Origin of the sequence: Vogesella aquatica (assembly GCF_028548455.1) — a bacterium.
Taxonomy (GTDB): Bacteria; Pseudomonadota; Gammaproteobacteria; order Burkholderiales; family Chromobacteriaceae; genus Vogesella; species Vogesella aquatica.
Window position 1 is genome coordinate 16,237 of the sequence record NZ_JAQQLF010000023.1, and the last position, 26,984, is coordinate 43,220.

Below are 26,984 nucleotides of genomic sequence, written 5' to 3' on the forward strand. Positions count from 1 at the left end.
GGTTGTTGGTTAATGTCTGTGTAGCGGTCGCAGCCATCTAGCTATCTAGCAAACAGGGGGCAATTCAAACATTAAATTGGGTGTGATGCTTGTTCTCGATCTTTCGAAAGATCACAGCAAGCTAAGCCACATGGGCACTTGGTGTACTACCCGTTGCGGCGATCATCTTGGAGATGAAACGGAGCGGGGAGTCTTAATTGTAAAGATACCAGGGCGACGAGATACGCTGAGTACAGCCACTGTGGTGGCGAAAAGAAAAAATGCAAAACATGTGACAGCCCCATCAAATAGTGCTGTTCAAGAGCAAGAACAGGTGAAGAAAAATGATATTGAGTCGTATTGGAAAAATTAAGGACTATCGCATTTTCCGAGATTTCAATTGGCCTGCAGACTTGCATGATTTTGGCCAATTCAATGTTATCTATGGATGGAATGGGGCGGGTAAAACAACACTGTCGACCATTCTGCGTCATCTTGAGAAAAGGCGGCCAATTGTCGAAGGGCGTATCGATTTTATCTTCGGCGATCGGGTAGTAAATGGTACAAACTTAGGAACTGAGCCTGTTCCCAGTGTCCGGGTATTCAATCGTGATTTTGTTGGAAGAGCGGTGTTCGAATCAAACGACACACATCTGCCGCCTGTTTACTATTTCGGTGAGGATAGTGTTGAGAAGCAGCAGCGGATTGTTGTGCTGAGAGCACAGCTCAACGAGCAAAAAACAATCGAAACTAATCAGTTGTCTGCTCTAAGGCTTTCCACTCAGTCGCTGGAGAATTTTTGCACTGAGCAAGCCAAAAGCATACGCCTCATGCTAACCGTCTCAGGTGGTGGTACTTACAATAACTACGATGCCAGATCGTTCAAACAGCAGATCCAGAAACTAATAGGCCTCGCAACCCTACCTGAGCGGCTGACAGAAGAAGAGCGCGACACTCATTTGAAGATGCGCGAAAGTAAGGCATTACCAGCTCTACAGGAAATTTCTGTCAGATTTCCGGACCTGGTCAGTCTTCGTACGAGGACTGAGTCCTTGCTCCGCGCATCGGTTGTTTCAACTGTCTTGGACGATCTCGCAGCCGATCAAGCAGTAGCAAGCTGGGTTGGCGAAGGTTTGGCGCTTCATAGTGGACAGCGATCAATCGAAACCTGCCGATTCTGTGATCAGCCTTTACCAGCAAAGCGCATCACTCAGATTGAAGCCCATTTTAACGATGAATTTAAGCGACTGAAACAGCAGGTCAGTGCCCTGCTGAATGAAGTTGAGCAAGCATCTGCATTTGGAAATGGCTTTTCTGCGCCACCTGTTGAAGCGCTGTATGAGGCATTGCAAGATGAGTACGCTTCAGCTTTGAGTGAGTTGCAGAAGCATTCCAAAACACTACAGGGGGCATTGGATGCCCTCAAGCATGCATTACTTGCTAAGTTAGAGGACCCGTTCAAGCAGATTGAATTATCTAGCTGGTTGCAGCACGTTGGACAGGGAGGGGGACTGGCCCAGTTTGTCATGGCACTGTTCGCGTTCGCGGCGGATGGGGCTCCTTTTGTCGCCTCCTTCGCCGGTGCCAAGGAGCTGAAGCGTCTTAATGCAACGCTTGCTAAGCACAATCTACTTACCTCGTCATTTGATGCATCTGTCAAGGCTGCTAGGGATGCACTGGCCCAGGATGAAGTGCTAGCTGCCTTAGAAGGATGGAAAGAAAAGAGCTGGTCAGTTGCTGAGGGTGAATCTGTTTGTGATGTTGCGCGGCAAAAGGCGCGAGAACTCGAGACAGAAATTGCCGCCCTGGAAGTCGAGATACGACAACACCATCGACCCGCAGATGAGCTGAATGCCGAACTTGCAGGATACCTAGGACGTTCAGAACTGAAACTTGTGGCTGAACACAACGGCTACCGTATCGTTCGTAATGGTCACCCAGCGATGCACCTTAGCGATGGCGAACGAACTGCCGTTGCGTTCATGTACTTTCTGAAATCTCTACAGGGAACAGACTTTGTTCTTGAAGATGGTATCGTAGTAATCGACGACCCAGTGTCCAGTCTCGACTCAAACTCTCTTTTCAGCGCATTCGGATTCCTGAAAGAGCGTACTGCGAGTGCGAAGCAACTATTTATTCTCACACATAACTTTGCATTCTTCCGGCAAGTCCGAAACTGGTTCGATAGCGTGAACAAATGGGGGCGGAAGCGGAAAGGGGAGAAGCCAGCGCGGTTCTTCTCCCTGTCTCCTGTGCTTTTGGATGGGCAGCGGGCAGCAAAGCTAGAGACGCTTGATCCATTCTTGACCGACTTTGAGTCTGAGTATCACTACTTGTTCAAGAGAGTCTATGATCTAACTCAACTTGATCAAGGTGATGGTTTAGAGCAGTACTACAGCATGCCGAATATGGCACGTCGTCTACTTGAAGCATTCCTAGCATATAGAGTGCCGGGCTACTCTGGTGATCTTCACAAAAAGCTCCAGTTAGTCGCTGGTGACACGGGTATCAAGACACGTGTACTGCGATTCTTGCACACCTTTTCTCATGGAGATGCCGTTGCGCAGCCTGACCATGACCCAAGTATTCTCGCAGAGACTCAGGCTGTACTGAAAGATGTGCTTCAGCTAATTAGCCAAAATGATCAGGCGCACTACGAAGCAATGGTTCGCCTACTCGATGAATTTTCTTGAAATAAATTTGCCGAATGAGTCAAGTGCGGCTTTGACTCTCGTTCAATATGTAATCAATTTACTGGTTACTAAAATTCAACAAATTAATGGCTGAAGCGATTTTAATGAAAACACCATTAAGACAAATGCTTCAGGATTTTACGTGTTATTTAATTGCGGCAAAAAGATGAGATTGATGAGTTTGGAGCTTTATTTTAGAGAGGCATGTGAGAGACATGAGCATCTAAAGTTGCTTGAATCACAGTGGAGATTTGATAAAGAGTTAATTTCAAAGGCACTCCAGAATATTAGCTCAATTTTTCCACATTACAGCAGACATGATTCTTCGCATTCTAGACAAATCATAGTCAATATCGAGAGAATGCTAGGGGATCGTATCGGCCACTTAACAGCAACTGATATTTGGTTGATATTAGAGGCCGCCTATAGTCACGACATAGGAATGGTTGTGACATATAAACAAATTCAGGATATGGATACTCCTGAGTTTAAAATTTTTGTTCAAGATATTGTCAACAACCCGGATCACGACCTCTATCAATTCTCATTGAATTGGTTGCAAGGCACCGCAACGTTACCAAATGGTTCAGCTGCACATGTATTTTTTGACGAATACCGCCAGCTTCTGGCTGAGTGGTATAGAAAGAAGCATCCTGAAAATTCTGCAAAAATAATTCACGACCCGCTTGAAGAAATAGGCTTAACATCACCGCGTAACGAGCTACTTCCAAAGCGTTTATTTGGTGTGCTTGCCGCCATATGCGACGCACACGGTCAATCGTTTGAGAAAGTTATGGAACTGCCATTCTCCGAAGCGGGAATGGCAACAGAAGATTGCCATCCCCGCTATGTCGCATTTCTGTTGCGGATGGGGGACCTTTTAGATGTTGATGACAATCGTTTCTGTCCAGTTATGATGCGGATGAGTGGCGCATCCTTGCCAGAGCATAGTCATGCGCATTTTGATAAACATCAAGGTATCAGGCATTTTCGACTTGATTCGGAACGTATAGAAATAGAAGTGGTCTGTCCTTCTCCAGATTCTTATGAAGTAGCACATGACTGGTTTAAATGGCTAGAAAGAGAATACCAAAATCAGTCTCAACATTGGCCAAGTATTGTGCCTAATAAAAAATTAGGACGACTTCCTACGCTGTCCCCTCCCAGAGTTTACTTAAACAAACCATACCTGGTAATAAATCAGGGTAAAAAGCCGAATTTTGACCTAAACGCAGATGCAATTCTCAAGTTGTTGCGAGGTACTGGGCTGTATTCATCGAAAATTGAAAGTGTACGTGAAATATTGCAGAACGCAGTCGATTCCACCATTATTTCAATCTGGGAGAAGCACTCTGAGGAAATTGTCAATCTCGATCCATCTTCACAAATTCTATTTGATATCTATGATGCAAGTAAGATTTCGGTGGATTTTTTACAAAACCACAGTGACAAAGATATTTTTACGCTTGTTGTAAAAGATGTAGGTATGGGGATTAGTAGGTCTGATATTGTGCATATGCTACAAGTGGGTAGCTCCAGCAAAAACAGTGAAAAATCAAGAATAATCCAAAAAATGCCAGAGTGGTTTAAGCCTTCAGGAAATTTTGGAATTGGACTGCAGAGTATATATCTGTTATCAGATAAATTTTCAATTTCCACCAAAAGTAGAGTAACTAACGAAGCTCTTCGTTTGACTTTTAGCAAAGGCAAGAATAGCTCTGTTGTTATTGAAATTCTTTCCCCCAGCGATGTTGACTACGGAGCAACTGTTGAGGTGGATATTAGAATAGACCCATTTCCTGATAGAATATCAATTCCTTTTGACGGGAGCGGTGGGGAGCTCATGAGAAAGATGGGCGAATATGATTTCACAAAACCAACATCTGACTTGAAAATCTATGAGCAAATTAAAATATTTGAAGCAATAAAAAATTTCAATGCAGGAAGCCCTATAAAAATAAAGACAATGCAGGGTGAGCTTTCGTCTGGTAGTAGAGGTACTTATTTTTCACGAGAAACCAACATAGCTTTAAGTCAAGTGCAGTTTGGATATTTTGACTTTCGCATGATGCATACCTTATTCCGGGGGCAGCCATTCTCGGATCTGCAGCCTGGATTGCCTTTTGTTTCTGCGCAGGTGGACTTTTATGGACATCAGGCCATCGAGTTTTTAACTTATAATCGTGAAAAAATCCTTCCACAAGCAAAATCGGCTGCTGTAAAAAAAATTAAGCAAGCCTTGATTGAATATATATTCAATAATTATGATTGCATTGATGAAGTTGATCGCCCTTGTGCAGCTGCCTTCTACTGTTTGAATAGTATTAACTGTAATGATGTTGATAAATTTCATGATGATCTAATGCGGTTTGATATTTCCATTGAAGGTAAAGGAGTGTTTTCGCTATCGGAAGTGTTAAACAAAATTTCAAATGGTTCCATTGAAAAAATGGGGGTTAAGGAAAGACATGCTTCTGGTTTTTTTCAATTTGAAAATCAAATCAACCCTAATGTAGAAGAGGTGGCTTTAATTTTAGGTGACTCTGCAGCGGTTGCATTGAAACTAATTAAAATACTTGCAACCAAGAGAGGGATCTATTGGCAAGAGCTCCTCCCAGCACCGGGGGCTTCGGAAACATGTCTATGGTCGCATTCTGATATTTGTCCTGTTAGTAATGAAGTTTTTTCGAAGCTATTATCTGGAAAAAGCAACGGCCTAGATATTGGCAGAAGGATGCTATTCCCATCGTGGGGGGAGTACAGAAATATTGCTATCGAGGCTACAATTCCCTGGGCGAGATTTCATATGCATATTTCATATGCATCTGATTATCTTGTGCTGCCGTATGTTTTTTCTCAGGATGGGGGATGGCTTAATTTTGATGATGATTTAATTGGCTGGGTTTATGAGCGACGCAAGAATAAAAATATTGACATTGATGAGATTCGTGCACTCTATGAAAAACTTAATGAAGAAATTGGGAAGATCTTGCTAGGGCTGCCGGCTACTCCGAATTGAGTGACCTCTTCTCAAAAAATGGTAGCGGTGGAAAGTAGAGATTTCTGGCAAATTTAACCCTATCCGGGTAGGAGATTTGTCATGAAAAAGTCGAAGTTCACGGAAGAGCAGATTGCTTTCGCCTTGAGCCAAGCGGAGTCGGGTACGACGGACGGAGAGGTCTGCCGTAAAATGGGCATCGCCGAAGCGACTTTCTATAATTGGAAGAAGAAATACGGTGGTCTGTGTGTCAGCGAACTACGTCGCCTGAAGCAATTGGAAGAAGAAAACGCCCGACTCGAGCACATGGTTGCGGATTTGAGCCTGGATAAGCAGATGCCGCAGGAAGTCATCAAAAAAAGCTGTGAAGCCGGCTAGCAAACGCGAGCTGGCTAACTTCCTGATTGGCGCGTATCGCGTCAGTATACGTCGTGCCACGGCAGTTATTCAGCTGCGGCAAGCGACGTACTTTTAATGCCTAAATTGGTTTCTGTCGCTGGATGACGCCCGTGACAAGATCGAACGTTGGCGACAGGATTATAGTGAGTTAGGCCGCATAGCTCGTTGGGCGACCAGACGCCCAGCGAGTTCCGGCTTGCCCACCTTGAAGCCCGGGATCTCTAAGTCAGACCGCTCGGTTAGGCTGGGAGGAGGTCACCCAAGCCAACCTCCAAGAACGCTAGTTTGGCCGAAGCGGATATCCATGCTGTTGTGCTAGCATGGCAACTATTAACCCCAAGCAGACATTCTAAAGCCTGCGCCATGGAACTACCCTCAACCACTTATGAGAATTTTGCTTCCGATGGCTAAGGTTCCTTAGACATAACAGGATCGTTGTCATGACAAAAGAATGCGGCATTTCTCAAGTGCCTCCGCCTCCCTTAGACAATACATTCAGGGGGCAGCAGGCGTACCTACCTCCTGGAGTCACCGAATGGAAGCCGCTGACAGAGGATGCCTTCAAAGTACTGAGGTCAGTGGAGGAGGCTGAGGATGCGCAAGTGCGCGCTAATCGGGCAGAGCTTTCGGAGATGTTTGCATCGGCTCTTCAGATTCCGAACCTGGGATTCTTTGCTGGAAGTGGTACCTCACTCGGCGCTGTTGGTGGCCCGAGCATGTGGCAATTGTGGCAAATAGCAATGTGCTCGGATGACCAAGGTACACTCACCGAGCGTGCTGACCATGTAGCTAACACTGTGCGATATACGGAGAGAGTCAATCCAAACATCGAGCATTTTTTATCACACTGCGATGCCTACTTAGCTTTCAATGAAGATCAAGTCGTCAACACTTTTGTTAATGAAGTGAAGGCCGTTATTCTTCATGCGTGCACGGATTTCATGTGCAATTCCAATTCAGACATTTCAGCTTATAGAAATCTTTTGCAGAAGCTAGCAAGACGCAGGGTCAGAGACCCCAGATTAAAAGTTTTTACCACCAACTATGATATGTGCTTCGAGACGGCGGCATCTGATTTGGGCATGGTCACTATCGATGGGTTTTCTTACACCAGAAAGCGTAGATTTGATGGGAAGCATTTTACCTATGATATTGTGCGACGAGAATCGGACAGCCATGAGTTTGCAGAAGGTATTTTCCATCTTCTAAAGCTACATGGTTCAGTAAGTTGGGGGCGTGACGGTAGCGAAATTTACGAATTTCTATCTCCCAGCCCAGAAAATGCATGTTTAATCTATCCGGCAAAAGGGAAATATCAACAAGCATTTCTACAGCCACATCTTGAACTTCTATCAAGGTTTTTGGAGTTTCTGCGCCAACCTAATAGCTGCCTAATGGTTGCGGGCTTTGGTTTCAATGATGACCATCTATCCGAGCCAATCTATTCCGCGATTCAGTCTAACCCGAGCCTAAAGCTCATACTCTGCGATTTTAATTGCATCCACCACGTTCACAATAGAGGTTTCTATGGCTCCAGTTCTTACTGGCGTAAATTCTATGATCTTGCGATGAATGGTTTCGACATCCATTTCTTCAGTGGCTCATTTAGCGACTTAGTCAACCACATCCCACATCTGCGCACTGCTTCGCCTGCTGAGCAGCTCGCAAATGCTGTGAGACGTATAGGCGGCAGGGAATAATCAATGGCTCTTGACGGAATTTTGTTTAGCCCGCTGAAGATTGGCGTAGTATCAAGCGTAAGTGCTCAGCTTATTAAGATTAATCTCGCGCATGCTGGTGAGGTTAGCGGGCACTACCTAGGAAAACATCGCTATGGCAAGGGTGAAGTTGGCGAACTTGTTTTGATCGAAGGGCAACAGGCAGTCATTCTAGGCCGCATCACCGAGGTTAACCTTCCCGAACGTGACCGTAGTGAAATATCTCAGGATTTTGCGGGAACTGGCCAGATTGATGCTATCGGGCTAGTTCGCCTCCTCGGTTCGGTAAGCCCCCATACGCTTAAGGTCACAGCTGGCGTCAGCTCTTACCCTCGATTAGGAGATCGAGTTTACTCGGCCCCAGGGGACTTTATTTCACAGATTCCTCTTTTAACCTCTGCTGGGATTGACGGCACTCCGCCCCGCGTCGCTGTGAATCTTGGACATGTTGCAGGTGACAGCGGTTTTCCTATCGCCGTCACCCCAGAGAAGCTATTCGGCAGGCATTGCGCTATATTGGGCTCGACGGGCGGCGGTAAGAGTTGGACTACCTCAAAGTTAATTCAGGAGTGCCGGAGGTTTTCCTCAAAAGTCGTGCTCATCGATGCCACAGGTGAATATCGGTCGCTAAGTGGGCCAGACACTTTTCATTGTCATTTAGGCTCACCTCTGAACCGAAATCCAGATTCTATTGAGGTTTCGATTCCACCAGCAAACTTTACAGAAACAGATTTTATTGCGCTGTTTCAACCCTCTGGTAAGACACAGGGTCCAAAACTGCGGGAAGCAATTAAAAGCTTACGACTAGTCGCGCTTGCATCAGACTTGTTCCCTGATGGAATTGTGCACAAGGTGAATAAGCCTAAACAAACCTTCCGAGAGGCACTACGGCGTAATAATAACGCTAGCCGTGTAGGAAACCCGAGCCAGCCATTCGACCCGAAGTACCTTGTCCAGCAAGTTGTCCAAGAGTGCTGTTTTCCAGATGCTGGCTTAGATAGATTGGATCGCTGGGGGGCTCCAAGCAACGAATTATCATATTGCTCTTCGCTAATGACGCGAATCATGAGTGTAATGGAATCCAGTTCACTGAGCTGCGTATTCAGCCCTGCAGAAGGACAACCAAGTCTTGTAGATAGTCTTGACGGTTTTCTGAGAAGTGATAGGCGTCTGTTCAGGATTTGCTTAAGCTCAATCGGCTACGAATTCAATGCAAGGGAAGTTATTGCCAACGCGATCGGTAGGGTCTTACTGCAGCGAGCAAGGGCTGAAGCTTTCAGAAGCAGTCCCTTGATTGTCATACTCGACGAAGCTCACAATTTTCTGGGCAAAACTCTAGGCAATGAGGATGACCTTCAAAACCTTGATGCATTTGAATTGATTGCCAAGGAGGGGCGCAAGTACGGTTTGAATATCTGTCTAGCAACTCAACGGCCGAGAGACATTACTGAAGGTGTGCTGAGTCAGATGGGTACTTTATTGATTCATCGACTGACAAACGATCGGGATCGAGAAGTTGTCGAGCGGGCATGCGGAGAAATTGATCGATCCGCAGCTTCATTTCTCCCCAACCTCAAACAGGGCGAAGTGGCGATGGTCGGTGTTGACTTCCCAATCCCTGTGACAATTCAAATTGGTCGCCCTTCTCAGCCGCCAATTTCGGATGGGCCCAGCTTCCAAGAGCTATGGTAAACGAGAGGGAGTCCCTGAGCTTTCATCATCAGCCTTCACTTCTGTTTGATGCAGCAAACTTGCCATACAGCTAATAGGGTGTGGATGGCCGCGTTGGTCAATATACCGAAGACCTTGGCACGAGACTATTTCATAAACGCCCCCTGAACATGACAAAGGCCCTGCATCTGCAGGGCCTTTGCGTTAAGCAAAGCAAGATTTCATGCTTTGGCTATCGGAAATTTCAAACTTTGACTACAAAATTTCAACCTTTCCGATTTCTGACAGCTCAATTAATCCCAGCTCAGCGCGCCGCCAGTCTGGTACTCGGTCACGCGGGTCTCGAAGAAGTTTTTCTCTTTCTTCAGGTCGATCATCTCGCTCATCCACGGGAACGGGTTGTTCACGCCGGGGAACAGCTGGTCCAGGCCGATTTGCTGCATGCGGCGGTTGGCGATGAAGCGCAGGTACTCCTTGAACATGCTGGCGTTCAGGCCCAGTACGCCGCGTGGCATGGTGTCTTCGGCGTAGGCGTATTCCAGCTCTACGGCGTGCTTGAACAGCTCGGTGATCTCGGCCTTGAAGCTGTCGGTCCAGATTTCCGGCTGTTCCAGCTTGATGGTGTTGATCAGGTCGATGCCGAAGTTGCAGTGCATGGACTCGTCGCGCAGGATGTACTGGTACTGCTCGGCGGCGCCGGTCATCTTGTTCTGGCGGCCCAGCGCCAGGATCTGTACGAAGCCGACGTAGAAGAACAGGCCTTCCATGATGCAGGCAAACACGATCAGCGATTTCAGCAGGGTCTGGTCGGTTTCCAGGGTGCCGGTCTTGAATTCCGGGTTGCACAGCACGTTGATGAACGGCAGCAGGAATTCGTCTTTGTCGCGGATGGATTTGATTTCGTTGTAGGCGTTGAATACTTCGCCTTCGTCCAGGCCCAGGCTTTCCACGATGTACTGGTAGGCGTGGGTGTGGATGGCTTCGTCAAAAGCCTGGCGCAGCAGGAACTGGCGGCATTCCGGGCTGGTGATCTGGCGGTAGGTGCCCAGTACGATGTTGTTGGCAGCCAGGCTGTCGGCGGTAACAAAGAAGCCCAGGTTGCGCTTGACGATGCGCATTTCGTCTTCGGACAGCTGGCCGGTTTTCCACTGTTCGATGTCGCGCTGCATGTTTACTTCTTGCGGCATCCAGTGGTTGGCGCACTGGGCCAGGTATTTTTCCCACGCCCATTTATGCTTGAACGGTACCAGCTGGTTCACGTCGGTTTTGCCGTTGATCACGCGTTTGTCCAGGGCGTTTACACGGCCGGCTGCGGTGGCGGCCGGGGTGGCGGTAACAGGGGTGTCGTCGAAGGAGAGGCTCATTATTCTTGCTCCGGATACTGTATGGGTTTGATCGTGTTTCTGGCGCGCCGTCCGGTGGGAGGGCGCCGCGTCATCCCGAAACCGGCTGCGGGCAACCGGCTTGAGGATGGGTTGGCCGCATGCGGCCAACCTGTGGGCTTGTGTTCTACCTGATTCCTGCCTGTTTCTCCGGATGCGGCTTTGCCTTATCCGGGCTACGGGCTGATTCCCCGGATGCAGCTGGCGCCTTATCCGGGCTACCGATCCGGGCTGCGGATGAATCAGCCCGTTTGCCTTACTGGCAGCTTTCGCAGTCCGGGTTGTCGATGCTGCAGAACTTGGCATCGGTGGCCGGGGTGGTGTCTACCACGGCTGCCGGGGCGGGTGCTGCGGCTGCGCCGCCTGCTACCGGTACGGCGTTCAGTTCGCCGCCACGGCCGGTGGATTTTTCGGCCGAGCTGGCGCCCAGGGTGCGCAGGTAGTAGGTGGTTTTCAGGCCTTTTACCCAGGCCAGCTTGTACAGCTCATCCAGTTTCTTGCCCGATGCACCGGCCATGTACAGGTTCAGCGATTGTGCCTGGTCGATCCATTTCTGGCGGCGGCTGGCGGCTTCTACCAGCCAGCTCGGGTCTACTTCGAACGCGGTGGCGTAGATGGCTTTCAGCTCGGCCGGTACGCGGTCGATGCGGCCCAGGCTGCCGTCGAAGTATTTCAGGTCGGCGACCATTACTTCGTCCCACAGGCCCAGTTTTTTCAGGTCGCGCACCAGGTATTCGTTGGTGACGGTGAATTCGCCGGACAGGTTGGATTTCACGAACAGGTTCTGGTAGGTCGGCTCGATGGAGGCAGACACACCAATGATGTTGGCGATGGTGGCGGTAGGGGCAATGGCCAGCACGTTGGAGTTACGCATGCCGTGTTCGGCGATGCGCTTGCGCAGGCTGCTCCAGTCCATGCGTTCGCTGCGGTCCATTTCCAGGTAGCCGCCGCGCTCGGCTGCCAGCAGGTTGATGCTGTCGTGCGGCAGGATGCCACGGTCCCACAGGCTGCCTTTGTACGACGGGTAGCGGCCGCGCTCTTCTGCCAGCTCGGTGCTGGCCAGGTAGGCGTAGTAGGCCACGGCTTCCATGGAAACATCGGCAAACTCTACAGCGGTGGTGCTGGCGTACGGTACGCGCATCTGGTGCAGGCAGTCCTGGAAGCCCATGATGCCCATGCCTACCGGGCGGTGCTTCAGGTTGGAGTTGCGTGCTTTTTTCACCGGGTAGAAGTTGATGTCGATCACGTTGTCCAGCATGCGCAGGGCCACGCGTACGGTGCGTTGCAGCTTCTCGGTGTCCAGCTCGGGGCCGTTGGCGCCTTGTTTCAGGTGGCGCGCCAGGTTCACGGAACCCAGGTTGCACACGGCGATTTCGTCGTCGTTGGTGTTCAGGGTGATCTCGGTGCACAGGTTGCTGCTGTGTACCACGCCCATGTGCTGTTGCGGGCTACGGATGTTGCACGGGTCTTTGAAGGTCACCCATGGGTGGCCGGTTTCGAACAGCATGGTCAGCATCTTGCGCCACAGGCTCAGCGCCGGGATCTGCTTGAATACACGCAGCTCGCCGTTGCGGCCTTTTTGCTCGTAGGCGGTGTAGGCTTTTTCGAAGGCCTGGCCGTAGATGTCGTGCAGGTCTGGCGTTTCGCTAGGCGAGAACAGGCTCCACTCGCCACCTTCCATCACGCGCTTCATGAACAGGTCGGGGATCCAGTTGGCGGTGTTCATGTCGTGGGTGCGGCGGCGGTCGTCGCCGGTGTTCTTGCGCAGCTCCAGGAATTCTTCGATGTCGGCGTGCCAGGTTTCCAGGTAGGCACACACGGCGCCTTTGCGCTTGCCACCCTGGTTTACGGCCACGGCGGTGTCGTTGACTACTTTCAGGAACGGCACCACACCTTGCGATTTGCCGTTGGTGCCCTTGATGTGGCTGCCCATGGCGCGTACTGGCGTCCAGTCGTTACCCAGGCCACCGGCAAACTTGGACAGCAGGGCGTTTTCCTTGATGCCTTCGTAGATGCCGTCCAGGTCGTCGGCGATGGTGGTCAGGTAGCAGCTGGACAGCTGGCTACGACGGGTACCGGCGTTGAACAGGGTAGGGGTGGACGACATGAAGTCGAAGCTGGACAGCACGTTGTAGAAGGCGATGGCGCTTTCTTCGCGGTTCACTTCGTTCAGTGCCAGGCCCATGGCCACGCGCATGTAGAAAGCCTGCGGCATTTCGATGCGGGTATCTTCGATGTGCAGGAAGTAGCGGTCGTACAGGGTTTGCAGGCCCAGGTAGCCAAACTGCAGGTCGCGTTCCGGCTTCAGCGCGGCGCCCAGTTTTTTCAGGTCGTATTCGCCCAGCTTTTCGTCCAGCAGCTCGGCGGCAATGCCTTTTTTCACGTAGCTAGGGAAGTACAGCGGGTAGTGCTGGCCCATTTCTTCCTGGCTGATGGCTTCGCCCAGGATTTCCAGGCGGATATTGCCCAGCAGCAGGCGGGCGGTCACGTAGTCGTAGGCCGGGTCTTGTTCGATCAGGGCGCGGGCGGCCAGGATGGACGATTTGTTGACTTCTTCTTCCGGTACGCCGTCGTAGATGTTCTTCAGCGTTTCGGACAGGATGGCGTCCACGTCGGTGGCAGCCAGGCCCTGGCAGGCGGATTCGATGGTGGCGCGCAGGCGGGCGATATCCAGCGGCAGCTTGCGGCCGTCCTTGCGGATCACGTTGATCTGGATCTGGTGCAGGGCTTCGCCACGGGCGGCGCGTTCTTGCGAGCGCTGGTCACGGTACAGCACGTAGGCGCGGGCCACGTCGTGCTCGCCGGCGCGCATCAGCGACAGCTCTACCTGGTCCTGGATGTCTTCGATGTGGATGGCGCCGCCTTCCGGTTTGCGACGCATCAGGGCGCTGACCACGGCCTCGGTAAGGTGCGCCACTTTGTCGCGGATGCTGGCGGAGTTCACGCTTTGCGAGCCCATTACCGCCAGGAAGGTTTTGGTCATGGCGATGGAGATTTTTACCGGCTCGAATGCCACCACGGCGCCATTGCGGCGAATGGTCTTGTACTGGCTGTAGTCGGCTTGTGGCGCGGCTGCGCGGCCCAGTTCGGCGGCGGTGTTGGCGTCGGTAGTGGTCAGTGGCATTGTCATTGCCCTCGTGATGGGTAGGTTATTCGATGCTTCCGGCGGCGGCGGGCATGTGTTTTTGACATGCGGCACGCGGGCGGAAGGGGTCGCGCAGCGGTGGTGGCAGCCGGGCTGTGGACAACTCTGTTGAAAAGCTGTGCGCCAGCTGTGCACAAACACAATATATGCTGTTTTGACCGGAAAGCGACGCAAATTCTAGTGGTGAAGTGTGTGCGGAGCAAGTCTTGACAGCTACCGCAAAAAGCTGAAAGCCGCGCCAGTATTGGCTTTGCGCGGCAAACTTATTTTTGCGGCGTGGGCACGGCGCACGGCGGGGCTAGCTACAACAAGGGTTTGCGGCTGGGTCGGTTTTGCCACAGCGGCGGTTTTATGACGGCTGTTGCGCTGTTGCGACGCCCAAAAAGCAAAAAGGGCGGTTTTCACCGCCCTTCAACACTACATCTTGTGTTTAGCCAAGCCAGATCAGGCTGGCCATGCGGCCGGTTACCTGGTCGCGCCGGTAGGAAAAAAAGCGCTCGCGCTCGATCACGGTGCAGGCATCGCCACCGTACACGGCGGTCACGCCGGCCGCGGCCAACCTTTGCCGCGCCAGCAGGTAGATATCGGCCAGGTATTTGCCATCGGCAATGGCGTCGAATGCGGCTGCGGCATGGCTGTCGTGCGCCATGAAGGCGGCGCGCACCTCGGCGCCGACCTCGAAAGCCTCGGGGCCGATGGCCGGCCCCAGGTAGGCCACCAGGTTGGCCGCAGGCTCGCCCATGGCGGCGATGGTCGCCTCGATGACGCCGCCGCACAGGCCGCGCCAGCCGGCGTGGGCCGCGCCCACCACGGTGCCGGCACGGTCGGCCAGCAGTACCGGCAGGCAGTCGGCTGTCATCACGGCGCACACCGCGCCGGGGGTGCGGCTGAAGCTGGCATCGGCTACCGGCACGCTGCCGGGGGCGACCGTGGCGGCGTCCACCACGGTCATGCCGTGCACCTGCTGTAGCCAGGCGGGCTCGGCGGGCAGGGCGGCGCGCAGCAGGGCGCGGTTGGCCGCTACGTTGGCCGCATCGTCGCCTACGTGGTCGCCCAGGTTCAGGCTGCCGTAGGGTGCGGGGCTGACGCCGCCGTGGCGGGTGGTGACCAGGCTGCCCACGTTGGCCGCAGCGGGCCAGTCTGGCGTGAACCAGCCGGTATCTGCTGCGGGCGTGTGCACGGGCTTAGCGAACATAGTGCACTTCGACGTCGTAGTTATCGTCGTCCCAGTCATCGTCGTCGTCTTCGTCCAGCGCTTCGGCCTTGGCGGCAGCTTTGGCGTTGGCGGCGGCAAATTTCTCGTCGCGTTCGGCGCGCAGCAGGGCCAGCAGCTGTTTCATGTCGTCCGGCAGCGGGGCTTTCCAGCCCATTTCCTTGCCGGTGGCCGGGTGCACCAGCGCCAGCGAGTAGGCGTGCAGCGCCTGGCGCGCCAATGCCTTGACGGCGGCGTCGGCGGCTTCGCTACCGTGGTGGCGCGGGTTGCCGTAGGTGGCGTCGCCGGCCAGCGGGTGCTTGGCTTCGCGCATGTGCACGCGAATCTGGTGGGTACGGCCGGTTTCCAGCTTGCACTCTACGTAGCTGAAGTCTTCGTAGCGTTCCAGTACACGCAGGTGGGTAATGGCCGGTTTGCCGCCAAAGCGCAGCACGGCCATTTTCAGGCGGTTGTGCGGGTCGCGGCCGATCAGGGTTTCGATCTTGCCGTCGTAGGGCACCACACCGGTGGCCACGCAGCGGTAGATGCGCTTGACGGTGCGCGCCTGCAGCTGCTGCACCAGGTCGGTCTGCGCCAGCAGGGTCTTGGCCACCACCATCAGGCCGGAGGTGTCTTTGTCCAGGCGGTGCACGATACCGGCGCGCGGAATGTGGGTGAGCTCGGGGTTGCGGTGCAGTAGGCCGTTCAGCAGGGTGCCGGTCCAGTTGCCGGAGGCAGGGTGGACCACCAGGCCGGCCGGCTTGTTCACCACCATGATGTGTTCGTCTTCGTACACCACGGGGAAGTCTACCGGCTCGGCGGTGTAGGCCAGTGCCTCGGGCTGCGGGATCACTTCTACAGTAATGACTTCGCCGCCCAAGAGCTTGGTCTTGCCGGGCATGTGCTTGCCGTCCAGCAGTACTTTGCCGTCTTTGATCCATTGGGTCATGCGGCTGCGCGAATACTCGGGCAGCAGTTTGGTGAGCGCCGCATCCAGGCGATCGCCGGAAAATTCGTAAGGTACGGAAAGTTGCTGCGCCTCGCCGCCGGCGCCGCTTTCCCCTTCGCTGTCCGCAATATCGTCGTCCAGCAGTTCGTCGGCGAGAATGTCTTGTTCGTTCATGGCTTTGTGGCGTGAGGTAAATCGGGCGATTTTAAAGCAGTCTGGCCTGCTTGTCCTGTTGGCGTGGCAGCCAGATGACAGGTAACGGGTACGCAACTGGCGCTTCATGGCGGGGTAACCATTGGTGCATACCATCAAGCGACTGTTCCAAACCAACCCACCACCTACTTGTAAAGTGCCATGAGCAAAAACAACTTCACCCCGCTGGCCAACGGTGCAGACCCGGACGACATCGGCAACAACACCTCGAACAACCCCACCATGCACGATATTCTGGCGGCACGCATTGGCCGCCGCGGCTTCATGCTGGGCTCGGCTGGTGCCGCCGTATTCGGCAGCATGGGGCTCACCGGCTGTCTGGGCCTGGGCGGCAATGCTGCGCAGGCTGCAGCGGCACCTGCCGAAACCCTGCTGGGCTTCAAGCCGGTAGCCAAGAGCCTGGCCGATGCCTTTATCGTGCCCGAGGGCTATACCGCCAGCGTGATCTACGCCAAAGGCGACCCGCTGTTTGCCGGCGTGGCCGCGTTCAAGAATGACGGCACCGATACCGGCTACGACCAGCGCGCCGGCGACCACCATGACGGCATGCAGTACTTTGGCCTGAGCGCTGCAGGCCAGGCCGACCAGGCGGGCGCCAGCCGTGGCCTGCTGGCCATGAACCACGAGTACATCGAGCAGGTAACCCTGTTTGCCGCCGGGCCGACAGCGCTGCCACGCCCGGCTGCCGAGGCAGACATCGAGATCGCCTGCCATGGCGTGTCGGTAGTCGAGGTGGCCAAAGGCAGTAATGGCCGCTTTGCCACCGTGCAAACCAGCCCGTTCAACCGCCGCGTTACCGCAGAAACCACCATCGAGCTGGCTGGCCCGGCACGTGGCAGCAGCTTGCTGGTGACCAGGTTTTCCACCGATGGCACCCGCACACGCGGCACGGTAAACAACTGCGGCACCGGCAAAACGCCGTGGGGTACGCTGCTGACCGGCGAAGAAAACTGGTCCGGCTATTTCAAGCGCGGTAGCGACGCTGCCGCTCGCAGCGCCAAAGAAATCGCGGCGCTGACACGCTATGGCCGCGGTGTGAATGCCAGCAGCCGCTACGGCTGGGAAACCGCCGGCACCGACGACCGCTATGCGCGCTGGGACATCACGGCCACCGGCGCCAGTGCTGCTGCCGACTACCGCAACGAGGTTAACGGCCAGGGCTATATGACCGAAATCAACCCCTACGACCGCAATAGCGTGGTGAAAAAGCGCACCGCCACCGGCCGCTTTGCGCACGAGGGTGCGGCGTTCTCGCTGCTGAAAACCGGCAAGCCGCTGGCTATCTACATGGGTGACGACTCGCAGTTCGAATATATCTATAAGTATGTATCGGACGCGGTATGGGACCCGGCCGACGCCAAGCCGGCCGACCCGATGGCCACCGGCGACAAGTACCTGGACAAGGGCAAGCTGTACGTGGCCAAGTTCAATGCCGACGGCACCGGCACCTGGCTGGAGCTGTCGATGGCCAACCCGCTGATCGCCGGCTACAGCACCTACGCCTTTGCCGACCAGGCTGACATTCTGGTGAACGCCCGCCTGGCCGCCGATGCAGCCGGTGCCACCAAGATGGACCGCCCGGAGTGGAGCTCCACCCACCCCACCACCGGCGACATCTACTTTACGCTCACCAACAACAGTAGCCGCGTTGCCAGCGGCAGCGACGCCAGCAAGCTGGTGGATGCGGCCAACCCGCGCAGCTACACCGACGTCAAGAATGGCACCAGTACCCAGAAGGGCAACGTCAACGGCCACATCCTGCGCCTGGCCGAGCAGGGCGACGCCAACGCCACTACCTTCACGTGGGACGTGTATCTGTTTGGCTCCGAAGCCGGTGCCATTGCCAGCATTAACCTGTCCGGCCTGACCGATGTCAACGATTTCTCCAGCCCGGACGGCCTGCAGTTTGCCCAGAGCACCGGCATTTGCTGGATCCAGACCGATGACGGCGCCTACAACGACATGACCAACGACCAGATGCTGGCCGCGCTGCCAGGCCGGGTAGGCGACGGGGGTAAAGTGTCGGTCGCCAACGGTAGCGTGCTGGTGGATACCTATGTCGGCAAGAAGCCTACCAGCGATACGCTGAAACGCTTCCTGGTCGGCCCGAAAGGCTGCGAGGTGACCGGCGTGGCAGAAACGCCGGACGGCAAGGTGATGTTTGTCAACATCCAGCACCCGGGCGAAGGCACGGCAGTGGGTGACCTGGGCGACCCGGGCAAGTATGTCAGCCAGTGGCCGTCCAATAGCGGCTACGGCGCCGGCAAGCGCCCGCGCTCGGCCACAGTGATGATTACCAAGAACGACGGCGGCCGTATCGGCACCTGATACCCGCCGCTGCTAGCCACACCGCCTGCCGGCTTGCCCGGCGGGCGGTTTTTTCATGGCAACGGTGCAGGCGGCAGCAAGAAACCGCTGCCAGGCGTGCGCAAACAGCAGTTTTGGTTATAATCGTGCGCAGTCAAACAAGGACACCTCATGAAAAAAAGCTTTGTAGCCTTGCTGGCCGTCGTGCTGATGGCAGGTTGTGCCACGGTGGAGCCGCAGGATGAAACCCGTGGCTGGACGGTAGACCAGATCTACAGCGAAGCCCGTGACGAACTGAACGGTGGTAATTACACCCGCGCCCTCAAGCTTTATGAAACCTTGCAGGCACGCTTCCCTTATGGCCGCCACGCGCAGCAAGCGCTGATGGATCAGGCTTATACGCACTACAAGGATAGCGAGCCGGAGCTGGCCATCGCTGCGGCCAACCGCTTTCTGCGCCTGTACCCGGCGCATGCCAGTGCCGACTATATGTACTACCTGAAAGGCCTGGTGCACTACAACGACGATACCAGCTTTCTGGCGCGTACCACCGGCCAGGACATCAGCGAGCGCGACCCGAAGGCCGCCCGCGATTCGTTTAATGATTTCCGCGAGCTGATTACCCGCTACCCGCAAAGCCGCTACGCCGAGGATGCCTCCCAGAAGATGCAGTATCTGGCCGCCGCGCTGGGCGGGCACGAAATGCACGTGGCGCGTTACTACATGAAGCGCGAAGCCTGGCTGGCTGCGGCCAACCGTGCGCAGTCTGTGGTGCAGGAGTACGCCAATACCGGCCACAACGAAGAGGCGCTGGCCGTCATGGAGCAGGCCTACGGCAAGCTGGGCATGACCGCTTTGCAGGCCGATACCCGGCGCATTCTGGCGCTGAACTTCCCGCAAAGCGCCTACCTGACGCAGCCGTGGGAATACCGCGGCCAACCGTGGTGGAAGTTCTGGGGCTAAGCTCGCCCCGGCGGGCCGGACAGGCTACGACACAAAGCCCCGCTGGCTTGCCAGGCGGGGCTTTTCTTATGGGGCGGGCGTCTCGGCCGGGTTGGCCGCAGGCATGAAAAAGCCCGCCACAGGGGCGGGCAGGGGGCGGTGTTATACCGCGTCTTCGCCGGTTTCGCCGGTGCGGATGCGCACTACTTGCTCTACCGGGTAGACAAAGATCTTGCCGTCGCCGATCTTGCCGGTACGCGCGGTCTGGATGATGGCTTCGATAGCGCGGTCTACCAGATCGTCGGCAATCACCACCTCGATTTTTACCTTGGGCAGGAAGTCCACCACGTACTCGGCACCACGGTACAGCTCGGTGTGGCCCTTCTGGCGGCCGAAGCCTTTTACCTCGGTAACGGTCAGGCCGTTGATGCCAATGTCAGATAAAGCCTCTCGCACTTCATCCAGCTTGAACGGTTTGATGACTGCTTCGACTTTTTTCATGGATCGCAACTCCTTGTATGGATAGGGCAAAGCGGGCTGTTGGCAGCATGATTGTCTGGCAATATTCCACCTGCGGCCTTATAAAAGCGGGGGATTGCGTGTATTATTACGCGCTTTCCTGATCCTTGTCTCCATTGTTGCGGGTATACAATGTCGCACATTCTTAAGCTGCGGGGCGGCGTCGCCCTGTCCCAGTTCCGACTTGATAAACTCTTGGCCAATGCGCGCGAAGCCGGTCTACCAGACCTGACTATCGCCGCCGAATACTGGCACTTCGCCGAAAGCGAGTCGCCGCTATCCGAGGCACAAGTTGCCGTGCTGGAAAAACTGCTGACCTATGGCGAACCGCCGCTGGCACAGGAACCAACGGGTGAATTCTTCCTGGTTACGCCCCGTTTGGGCACCTTGTCACCGTGGGCGTCCAAAGCGACCGACATCGCACGCCACTGTGGCCTGGAAAATGTCCTGCGCATCGAGCGCGGCATTGCGTATCACATCCAGTCTGCCGCCCCGTTTACCGAAGAGGCTCGCCAGCGTTTGGCGGGCCTCTTGCACGATCGCATGACAGAAACCGTGCTGGCCAGCCTGGCCGACGCAGACCGCCTGTTCGTGCATGTTGACCCCCAGCCGCTGTCTACCGTAGACATCCTGGGTGGCGGCAAAGCTGCGCTGGATGCGGCCAACGCCGACATGGGCCTGGCCCTGTCGCCGGACGAGGTGGACTACCTGGTAGAAAACTTCATCAAGCTGCAGCGCAACCCTAGCGACGTCGAGCTGATGATGTTTGCCCAGGCGAACTCCGAGCACTGCCGTCACAAGATCTTCAATGCGCAATTCGTGATCGATGGCGTGGAACAGGGCAAGTCGCTGTTCCGCATGATCCGCGACACGCACGACGCCCACCCGCAGGGTACCCGCGTAGCGTACAAGGACAACGCCTCGGTGATCGACGGCGCGACCATCGAGCGCTTCTACCCGCAGCCGGGCAGCCACACCTACGCGTACAGCGAAGAGCCGACCCACATCCTGATGAAGGTGGAAACCCACAACCACCCGACCGCGATTTCCCCGTTCCCCGGTGCGTCTACCGGTAATGGCGGCGAAATCCGCGACGAAGGCGCCACCGGCCGTGGCTCGCGCCCGAAAGCCGGCCTGTCGGGCTTTACCGTGTCCAACCTGAACGTACCGGGCTTCCAGCAACCGTGGGAAGCCAAGCAGTACGGCAAGCCGGGCCGCATCGCGTCCGCGCTGGACATCATGATCGAAGGCCCCATCGGCGGCGCCGCGTTCAACAACGAATTCGGCCGCCCGAACCTGGCTGGTTACTTCCGTACCTTTGAAGACGACTTCCAGGGCGAGCGCCGTGGCTACCACAAGCCGATCATGATCGCCGGTGGCCTGGGCAACATCCAGGAACAGCAAATCTTCAAGAACGAGATCCCCGAAGGCGCACTGCTGATCCAGCTTGGCGGCCCCAGCCTGCTGATCGGCCTGGGCGGCGGCGCGGCATCCTCGATGGATACCGGTGCCAACAGCGAAAACCTGGACTTCGACTCGGTACAGCGCGGCAACCCGGAAATCGAACGCCGTTGCCAGGAAGTGATCGACCGCTGCTGGCAGCGCGGCGCGGCCAACCCTATCGTATCCATTCACGATGTGGGTGCCGGCGGCCTGTCCAACGCCTTCCCCGAGCTGGTAAACGACGCCGGCCGTGGTGCCATCTTCCATCTGCGCAAAGTGCATCTGGAAGAAAAAGGCATGACCCCGATGCAGATCTGGTCCAACGAATCGCAAGAGCGTTACGTGATGGCCGTGATGCCGGAAGATCTGGCTACCTTTACCGAGATCTGCGAACGCGAGCGCTGTCCGTTTGCCGTGATGGGCGTAGCTACCGACGACGGCCACCTGCAAGTGCGCGATGACTACTTCGATAACAAACCGGTAGACATGCCGCTGGAAGTGCTGCTGGGCAAGCCGCCACGCATGACCCGCGACGTGAAAACCGTGCCGGTAAGCACCGACGCGCTGAACGCCGCGCAGTACGAGCTGAAAGAATCGGCGTACCGCGTGCTGCGCAACCCGACCGTAGCCGACAAGAGCTTCCTGATTACCATCGGCGACCGTACCGTGGGCGGCATGACCGCACGCGACCAGATGGTAGGCCCGTGGCAGGTGCCGGTAGCCGACGTGGCTGTGACCGCGATGGGCTTCAACACCACGCTGGGCGAAGCGATGTCCATGGGCGAGCGCACCCCGGTAGCACTGTTTGACGCACCGGCCGCCGGCCGCGTGTCGGTAGGCGAATCGCTGCTGAACCTGGCTGCGGCCAACGTAGGCGAGCTGGGCAATGTGAAGCTGTCTGCCAACTGGATGGCCGCTGCCGGCCACGCTGGCGAAGACGCCAAACTGTACGCCACCGTGAAAGCCATCTCCGACCTGTGCGTTGCCATCGATGTGAGCATTCCGGTGGGTAAAGACTCGCTGTCGATGAAAACCGTCTGGGAAGAGGGTGGCGAGAAAAAAGCGGTAACTGCGCCGCTGTCGCTGATCATTTCCGCGTTTGCCCCGGTGGCCGACGTACGCAAGACCGTGACCCCGCAACTGCGCGCGGCCGATAGCGCCTTGCTGCTGCTGGACCTGGGCGAAGGCAAAAACCGCCTGGGCGGCTCCATCTTCGGCCAGGTGTGGAACGACATGAACGGCCAGGCGCCGGACGTAGACAGCGCCGACAAGCTGGCTTCCGCCTTTACCGTGATCCAGTCGCTGGTAGAAGACGGCAAACTGCTGGCCTATCACGACCGCTCCGACGGCGGCCTGTTCGCCACGCTGGCCGAGATGTGCTTTGCCGGCCATCTGGGTGCGCAGGTTGAGCTGTCCATGCTGACCGGTGGCGATGCGGCCAACGTGAACGCGGTACTGTTCAACGAAGAGCTCGGCGCGGTACTGCAAGTGGCTGCCGATGAAATCGACAACGTACTGAAGCGCTTCGAGATCATGGGCCTGGCGGCCAATGTATCGGTAATCGGCATGCCGGCGACCGATGGCGTGCTGCGCCTGGTGCACGGCGAAGACGAGCTGTTTGCCCAGAGCCGCGTGGCCTTGCAGCAAGCCTGGTCGGAAACCAGCTACCGCCTGCAGCGCCTGCGTGACAACCCGGCGGGTGCCGATAGCGAGTACGCGCAGATTGCCGACGACGCTTCGCGCGGCCTGTTTGCCGAGCTGACCTTCAATACCGAAGACAACCCGGCGGCGCCATTCATCGCTACCGGTGCGCGCCCGCGCATCGCCATCCTGCGCGAGCAGGGTGTGAACGGCCAGATCGAAATGGGTGCGGCGTTCACGCGTGCCGGTTTCGAGGCGGTAGACGTGCATATGTCCGACGTGATTGCCGGCCGCGTACAGCTGGCCGACTTCAAAGGTCTGGCAGCGTGCGGTGGCTTCAGCTACGGTGACGTGCTGGGTGCCGGCGAAGGCTGGGCCAAGAGCATTCTGTTCAACGGCCAGGCGCGCGAGCAGTTCGAGGCCTTCTTTGGCCGCAGCGATACCTTTGCGCTGGGTGTGTGCAACGGCTGCCAGATGATGTCCAACCTGTCGGACATCATCCCTGGTGCCCAGCATTGGCCCAAGCTGAAGCGTAACGCTTCCGAGCAGTTCGAAGCCCGCTTCGCGATGGTGGAAGTGACCGAGTCGCCATCCATCTTCCTGCAGGACATGATCGGCTCCAAGCTGCCGGTAGTGGTATCGCACGGCGAAGGCCGCGCGGTATTTGCGCCGGGCGCGCAAGAGCAGGTGCTGACGGCGCTGCGCTATGTGGACTTCAATGGCCAGGCCACTGAAACCTATCCGATGAACCCGAACGGTTCGCCGGCAGGTATCACTGGCGTCACCACGCCGGATGGCCGCTTCACCATCATGATGCCGCACCCGGAGCGCGTGTTCCGCACCATCCAGAACAGCTGGCACCCGGAAAGCTGGGGCGAAAACGGCGGCTGGTTCCGCATGTTTGCCAGCGCCCGCCGCTGGATCGGCTAAGGTTGGCCGCAAGCTGACAGCAAAACGCCCCGACACGTCGGGGCGTTTTTTTATGTCTGCCGGGCGGCAACAGTGCAGGGCGGCTTGTTTGCGGTGCGGCACTTGAAGTAGTGGCGTGTTGCCATTATCTATGGCAACAACAATGCAAAAAGCGCCAGACCATTACGGTGCAGGCGCTTATGCATGCTGTACTGCTGTGTGGTGCGAAAGGAGAGACTCGAACTCTCACGCCGCGAGGCGCTGGAACCTAAATCCAGTGCGTCTACCAATTCCGCCACTCTCGCCACGACATCAGTACTGCTTTGAGGAAACGGATAATAGACCAATCAGCTTTTTTTGGCAAGCATCCTGATCAAAATAGGCAGCTGCAGAAACTTGTGTAACAATATGTTGTCCATGACATTGCCGTCCCCAATAACACGCGCGAGGAGAATCGTCGCCATGCAACCGAACCTTCACACTGCTTACAAAACCACCGCATACAGCGGCGCAAGCCATAAGGTTCTACGTAATACCTATGGCCTGCTGGCCCTGTCCATGGTGCCCACCGTTATCGGCGGCACCATTGGTGCCAACATGAGCTTTGCCTTCATGGCGGCCAGCCCGATCATGAGCGTACTGGCCATGATGGCTGTCATCTACGGCCTGATGTTCGCCGTACAGGCCAACCGCAACAATGCACTGGGCGTACCACTGATGTTGGTGTTCACCTTTGCCATGGGCCTGATGCTGGGGCCGTTGCTGCAAGTGGCGCTGAAGCTGTCCAACGGCGCGCAGCTGATCATGGTAGCCGGCGGCGGTACCGCAGCCGTGTTCGCCGTGATGGCAGGCATTGCCACCACCACCAAGCGTGACCTGTCCGGCATGGGTAAATTCCTGACCGTAGGTGCCGTGGTGCTGATGGTAGCCATTGTTGCCAACATCTTCCTGCAGCTGCCGGCCATGGCCCTGGCCATCTCCGCAGCCTTCGTGATCTTCAGCTCGCTGATGATCCTGTGGGAAGTGAAAAACGTGGTAGATGGCGGCGAAACCAGCTACATCTCTGCTGCACTGGGCATCTACATCAGCATCTACAACCTGTTTACCAGCCTGCTGCACCTGCTGATGGCTTTTGCCGGCGACCGCGACTAAGCGCTGCCAGGCAGTACCAACCAAGCAACGCCGGCCTAGTGCCGGCGTTTTTGCATCTGGCAGGCTGGCGCTGGCCACTGAAAATGTACATAATCAAATCAGCAAAAACCAAGGGCCACGACACATGCTAGATATCCTCATCACAGCCATCCTGGCGGCAGGCAGCAGCGGGGGCGTGGCATGGCTGTTGTTGCGCGGTAAAAGCGAGGCAGCCTACCAGCAGGGCAGGGCCGAGGTGCAGCTGGAGCTGGCGCAGCTGCAAGGCCAGTGGCACAGCCTGAACCAGCAATGGCAAGCCCTGCAGCAGCGCGAACAGCACGCACAAGACACCCTGCAGACTTTGCACGCCCAATACACCGAAAGCCAGCAAAAGCTGGCCAGCCTGGCCAGCCACCTGCAGCGCATCCCCGAGCTGGAAACCCGGCTGCAAGCACGCGAAGCGCAGCTGCAAAGCCAGCAACAGTTGGCCGCAGAGCAGGGCGCACGCCTGGCCGCTAGCGAAGAGCAGGGCAGGCAAATGGAACGGCTGCTACAAGAGCGCGGCCAACTACAAGCCCAGCTGGCTGCCGCGCAGCAAGAGGTCGCCCAGCTGCAAGTAGACAAGCAGCAGCTGCGAACCCTGCTGGAGCAAGAGCGGCTGCAGGCCACAGAAAAACTGGCCATGCTGGCCAGTGCACGCGAAAGCCTCAGCCAGCAATTCAAGGTGCTGGCCAACGACATCCTGGAAGAAAAAAGCCAGCGCTTTACCGAGCAAAACCGGCAAAACCTCGACCAGCTGCTGGCCCCCATGGGCGAACGACTGCAAGCCTTTGGCAAGCTGGTGCAAGACACCTACGACAAAGACAGCAAAGAGCGCCTGACGCTGGAGCACGAGCTACGCAAGCTGCAGCAGCTCAATACCCAGCTCAACCAGGACGCCATCGCGCTGACCAATGCACTCACCGGCAGCAACAACAAAGCCCAGGGCAACTGGGGCGAAATGGTGCTGGAAAAAGTACTGGAAAGCTCCGGCCTTACGCGCAACCGCGAATACCGTGTACAGGTGTCCGACCGCGTCGAGCAGGAAGACGGCAGCCAGCGCCGCTACCAGCCGGACGTGGTCATCGACCTGCCGGAAGGAAAACAGCTGGTTATCGACTCGAAAGTATCGCTGAATGCCTACGTGCGCTATACCGCCAGCGAAGACCGTACTACGCAAGAGGCCGAGCTCAAGGCCCACATCGCCGCGCTGCGCCAGCACATACGCACGCTTTCGGAAAAACGCTATCAGGACCTGTACAAGCTCAACACGCTGGATTTCGTGTTTATGTTCATCCCGGTAGAGCCGGCCTACCTGCTGGCCGTGCAGCAAGACATGAGCTTGTTCAACGAAGCGTTCGAACGCCGCATCATGATTGTCGGCCCCAGCACGCTACTGGCTACACTACGCACCGTGGCCAGCATCTGGCGCTATGAGTACCAGAACCAGAACGCGCAGGAAATCGCCCGCCAGGGTGGCGCCATGTACGACAAACTGGCCAGCCTGGCCGAATCGCTGGAAAAGGTTGGCCGCCAGATCGGGCAGCTGCAAGACAGCCACCAGCAAGCCATGCGCCAGCTCAGCAACGGCAGCGGCAATCTGATCGGCCGCGCCGAAAAGCTGCGCAAGCTGGGCGCAAAGAGTAACAAAAGCCTGCCGGGCCACCTGCTGACGGATGCATCGGCAGAAAATGAAGAAGAAACTACAGAATAA

The 26,984-nt window shown here is 56.1% G+C and carries 15 protein-coding genes, 1 tRNA gene and 1 pseudogene; 11 read left to right on the top strand and 6 right to left on the bottom strand.

What is annotated here, in order from left to right; translation table 11 throughout:
• Positions 1–85: 85 nt before the first annotated feature.
• From PQU95_RS15600 to PQU95_RS15630, 6 genes and pseudogenes are all read left to right on the top strand, one after another.
• On the top strand, positions 86–352 hold the full coding sequence (locus PQU95_RS15600; protein ID WP_272752871.1) for a hypothetical protein: 267 nt from the start codon (positions 86–88) through the stop codon (positions 350–352).
• Entirely contained in the window at positions 324–2,672 is a 2,349-nt protein-coding gene (locus tag PQU95_RS15605; RefSeq protein WP_272752872.1) for an AAA family ATPase, read from the top strand. Before PQU95_RS15600 ends, PQU95_RS15605 begins: the two co-directional genes overlap by 29 nt.
• Before the next feature lie 175 nt (positions 2,673–2,847).
• Complete coding sequence (locus PQU95_RS15610) at positions 2,848–5,691, top strand: HD domain-containing protein (protein WP_272752873.1); 2,844 nt, start codon at positions 2,848–2,850, stop codon at positions 5,689–5,691.
• Between the two features lie 81 nt (positions 5,692–5,772).
• A pseudogene (locus PQU95_RS15615) lies at positions 5,773–6,139 on the top strand (transposase); the annotation flags it as partial.
• Positions 6,140–6,509: 370 nt separating this feature from the next.
• Positions 6,510–7,769: an SIR2 family protein gene (locus PQU95_RS15625; protein ID WP_272752874.1), complete on the top strand. Its 1,260-nt coding sequence runs from the start codon at positions 6,510–6,512 to the stop codon at positions 7,767–7,769.
• Positions 7,770–7,772: 3 nt separating this feature from the next.
• On the top strand, positions 7,773–9,479 hold the full coding sequence (locus tag PQU95_RS15630) for an ATP-binding protein (RefSeq protein ID WP_272752875.1): 1,707 nt from the start codon (positions 7,773–7,775) through the stop codon (positions 9,477–9,479).
• 272 nt (positions 9,480–9,751) lie between these two features.
• Here PQU95_RS15630 and PQU95_RS15635 read toward each other — a convergent pair whose 3' ends face one another.
• From PQU95_RS15635 to rluD, 4 genes are all read right to left on the bottom strand, one after another.
• Positions 9,752–10,822 carry a ribonucleotide-diphosphate reductase subunit beta gene (locus tag PQU95_RS15635; RefSeq protein ID WP_272752876.1) on the bottom strand — a complete coding sequence of 357 codons (1,071 nt, stop codon included), beginning with the start codon at positions 10,820–10,822 and terminating at the stop codon, positions 9,752–9,754.
• A gap of 274 nt (positions 10,823–11,096) precedes the next feature.
• Positions 11,097–13,964: a ribonucleoside-diphosphate reductase subunit alpha gene (locus PQU95_RS15640; protein ID WP_272752877.1), complete on the bottom strand. Its 2,868-nt coding sequence runs from the start codon at positions 13,962–13,964 to the stop codon at positions 11,097–11,099.
• A gap of 451 nt (positions 13,965–14,415) precedes the next feature.
• The gene (pgeF, locus tag PQU95_RS15645; RefSeq protein ID WP_272752878.1) at positions 14,416–15,180 is read right to left on the bottom strand and encodes a peptidoglycan editing factor PgeF; all 765 of its coding nucleotides are present in this window, start codon (positions 15,178–15,180) and stop codon (positions 14,416–14,418) included.
• Positions 15,170–16,300, bottom strand: a complete 1,131-nt coding sequence (rluD, locus tag PQU95_RS15650; protein ID WP_373321414.1) for a 23S rRNA pseudouridine(1911/1915/1917) synthase RluD — start codon at positions 16,298–16,300, stop codon at positions 15,170–15,172. The genes pgeF and rluD overlap by 11 nt, the downstream gene beginning before the upstream one ends.
• A gap of 180 nt (positions 16,301–16,480) precedes the next feature.
• Here rluD and PQU95_RS15655 point away from each other — a divergent pair, with 180 nt between their 5' ends.
• Positions 16,481–18,667: a PhoX family protein gene (locus tag PQU95_RS15655; RefSeq protein ID WP_272752879.1), complete on the top strand. Its 2,187-nt coding sequence runs from the start codon at positions 16,481–16,483 to the stop codon at positions 18,665–18,667.
• Positions 18,668–18,817: 150 nt separating this feature from the next.
• Complete coding sequence (locus PQU95_RS15660; RefSeq protein ID WP_272752880.1) at positions 18,818–19,609, top strand: outer membrane protein assembly factor BamD; 792 nt, start codon at positions 18,818–18,820, stop codon at positions 19,607–19,609.
• Between the two features lie 141 nt (positions 19,610–19,750).
• On the opposite strand, the gene PQU95_RS15665 is transcribed toward PQU95_RS15660, so the two are convergent.
• Positions 19,751–20,089: a P-II family nitrogen regulator gene (locus PQU95_RS15665; protein WP_017509599.1), complete on the bottom strand. Its 339-nt coding sequence runs from the start codon at positions 20,087–20,089 to the stop codon at positions 19,751–19,753.
• 150 nt (positions 20,090–20,239) lie between these two features.
• Here PQU95_RS15665 and purL point away from each other — a divergent pair, with 150 nt between their 5' ends.
• On the top strand, positions 20,240–24,121 hold the full coding sequence (purL, locus tag PQU95_RS15670; RefSeq protein ID WP_272752881.1) for a phosphoribosylformylglycinamidine synthase: 3,882 nt from the start codon (positions 20,240–20,242) through the stop codon (positions 24,119–24,121).
• A gap of 199 nt (positions 24,122–24,320) precedes the next feature.
• Here purL and PQU95_RS15675 read toward each other — a convergent pair.
• A tRNA-Leu gene (locus PQU95_RS15675) sits at positions 24,321–24,405 on the bottom strand.
• A gap of 157 nt (positions 24,406–24,562) precedes the next feature.
• Between PQU95_RS15675 and PQU95_RS15680 the strand changes: the two genes are divergently transcribed.
• Together PQU95_RS15680 and PQU95_RS15685 are read left to right on the top strand one after the other, a co-directional pair.
• The gene (locus PQU95_RS15680) at positions 24,563–25,252 is read left to right on the top strand and encodes a Bax inhibitor-1/YccA family protein (RefSeq protein ID WP_272752882.1); all 690 of its coding nucleotides are present in this window, start codon (positions 24,563–24,565) and stop codon (positions 25,250–25,252) included.
• A 124-nt stretch (positions 25,253–25,376) separates the two neighbouring features.
• Entirely contained in the window at positions 25,377–26,984 is a 1,608-nt protein-coding gene (locus tag PQU95_RS15685; RefSeq protein ID WP_308446615.1) for a DNA recombination protein RmuC, read from the top strand.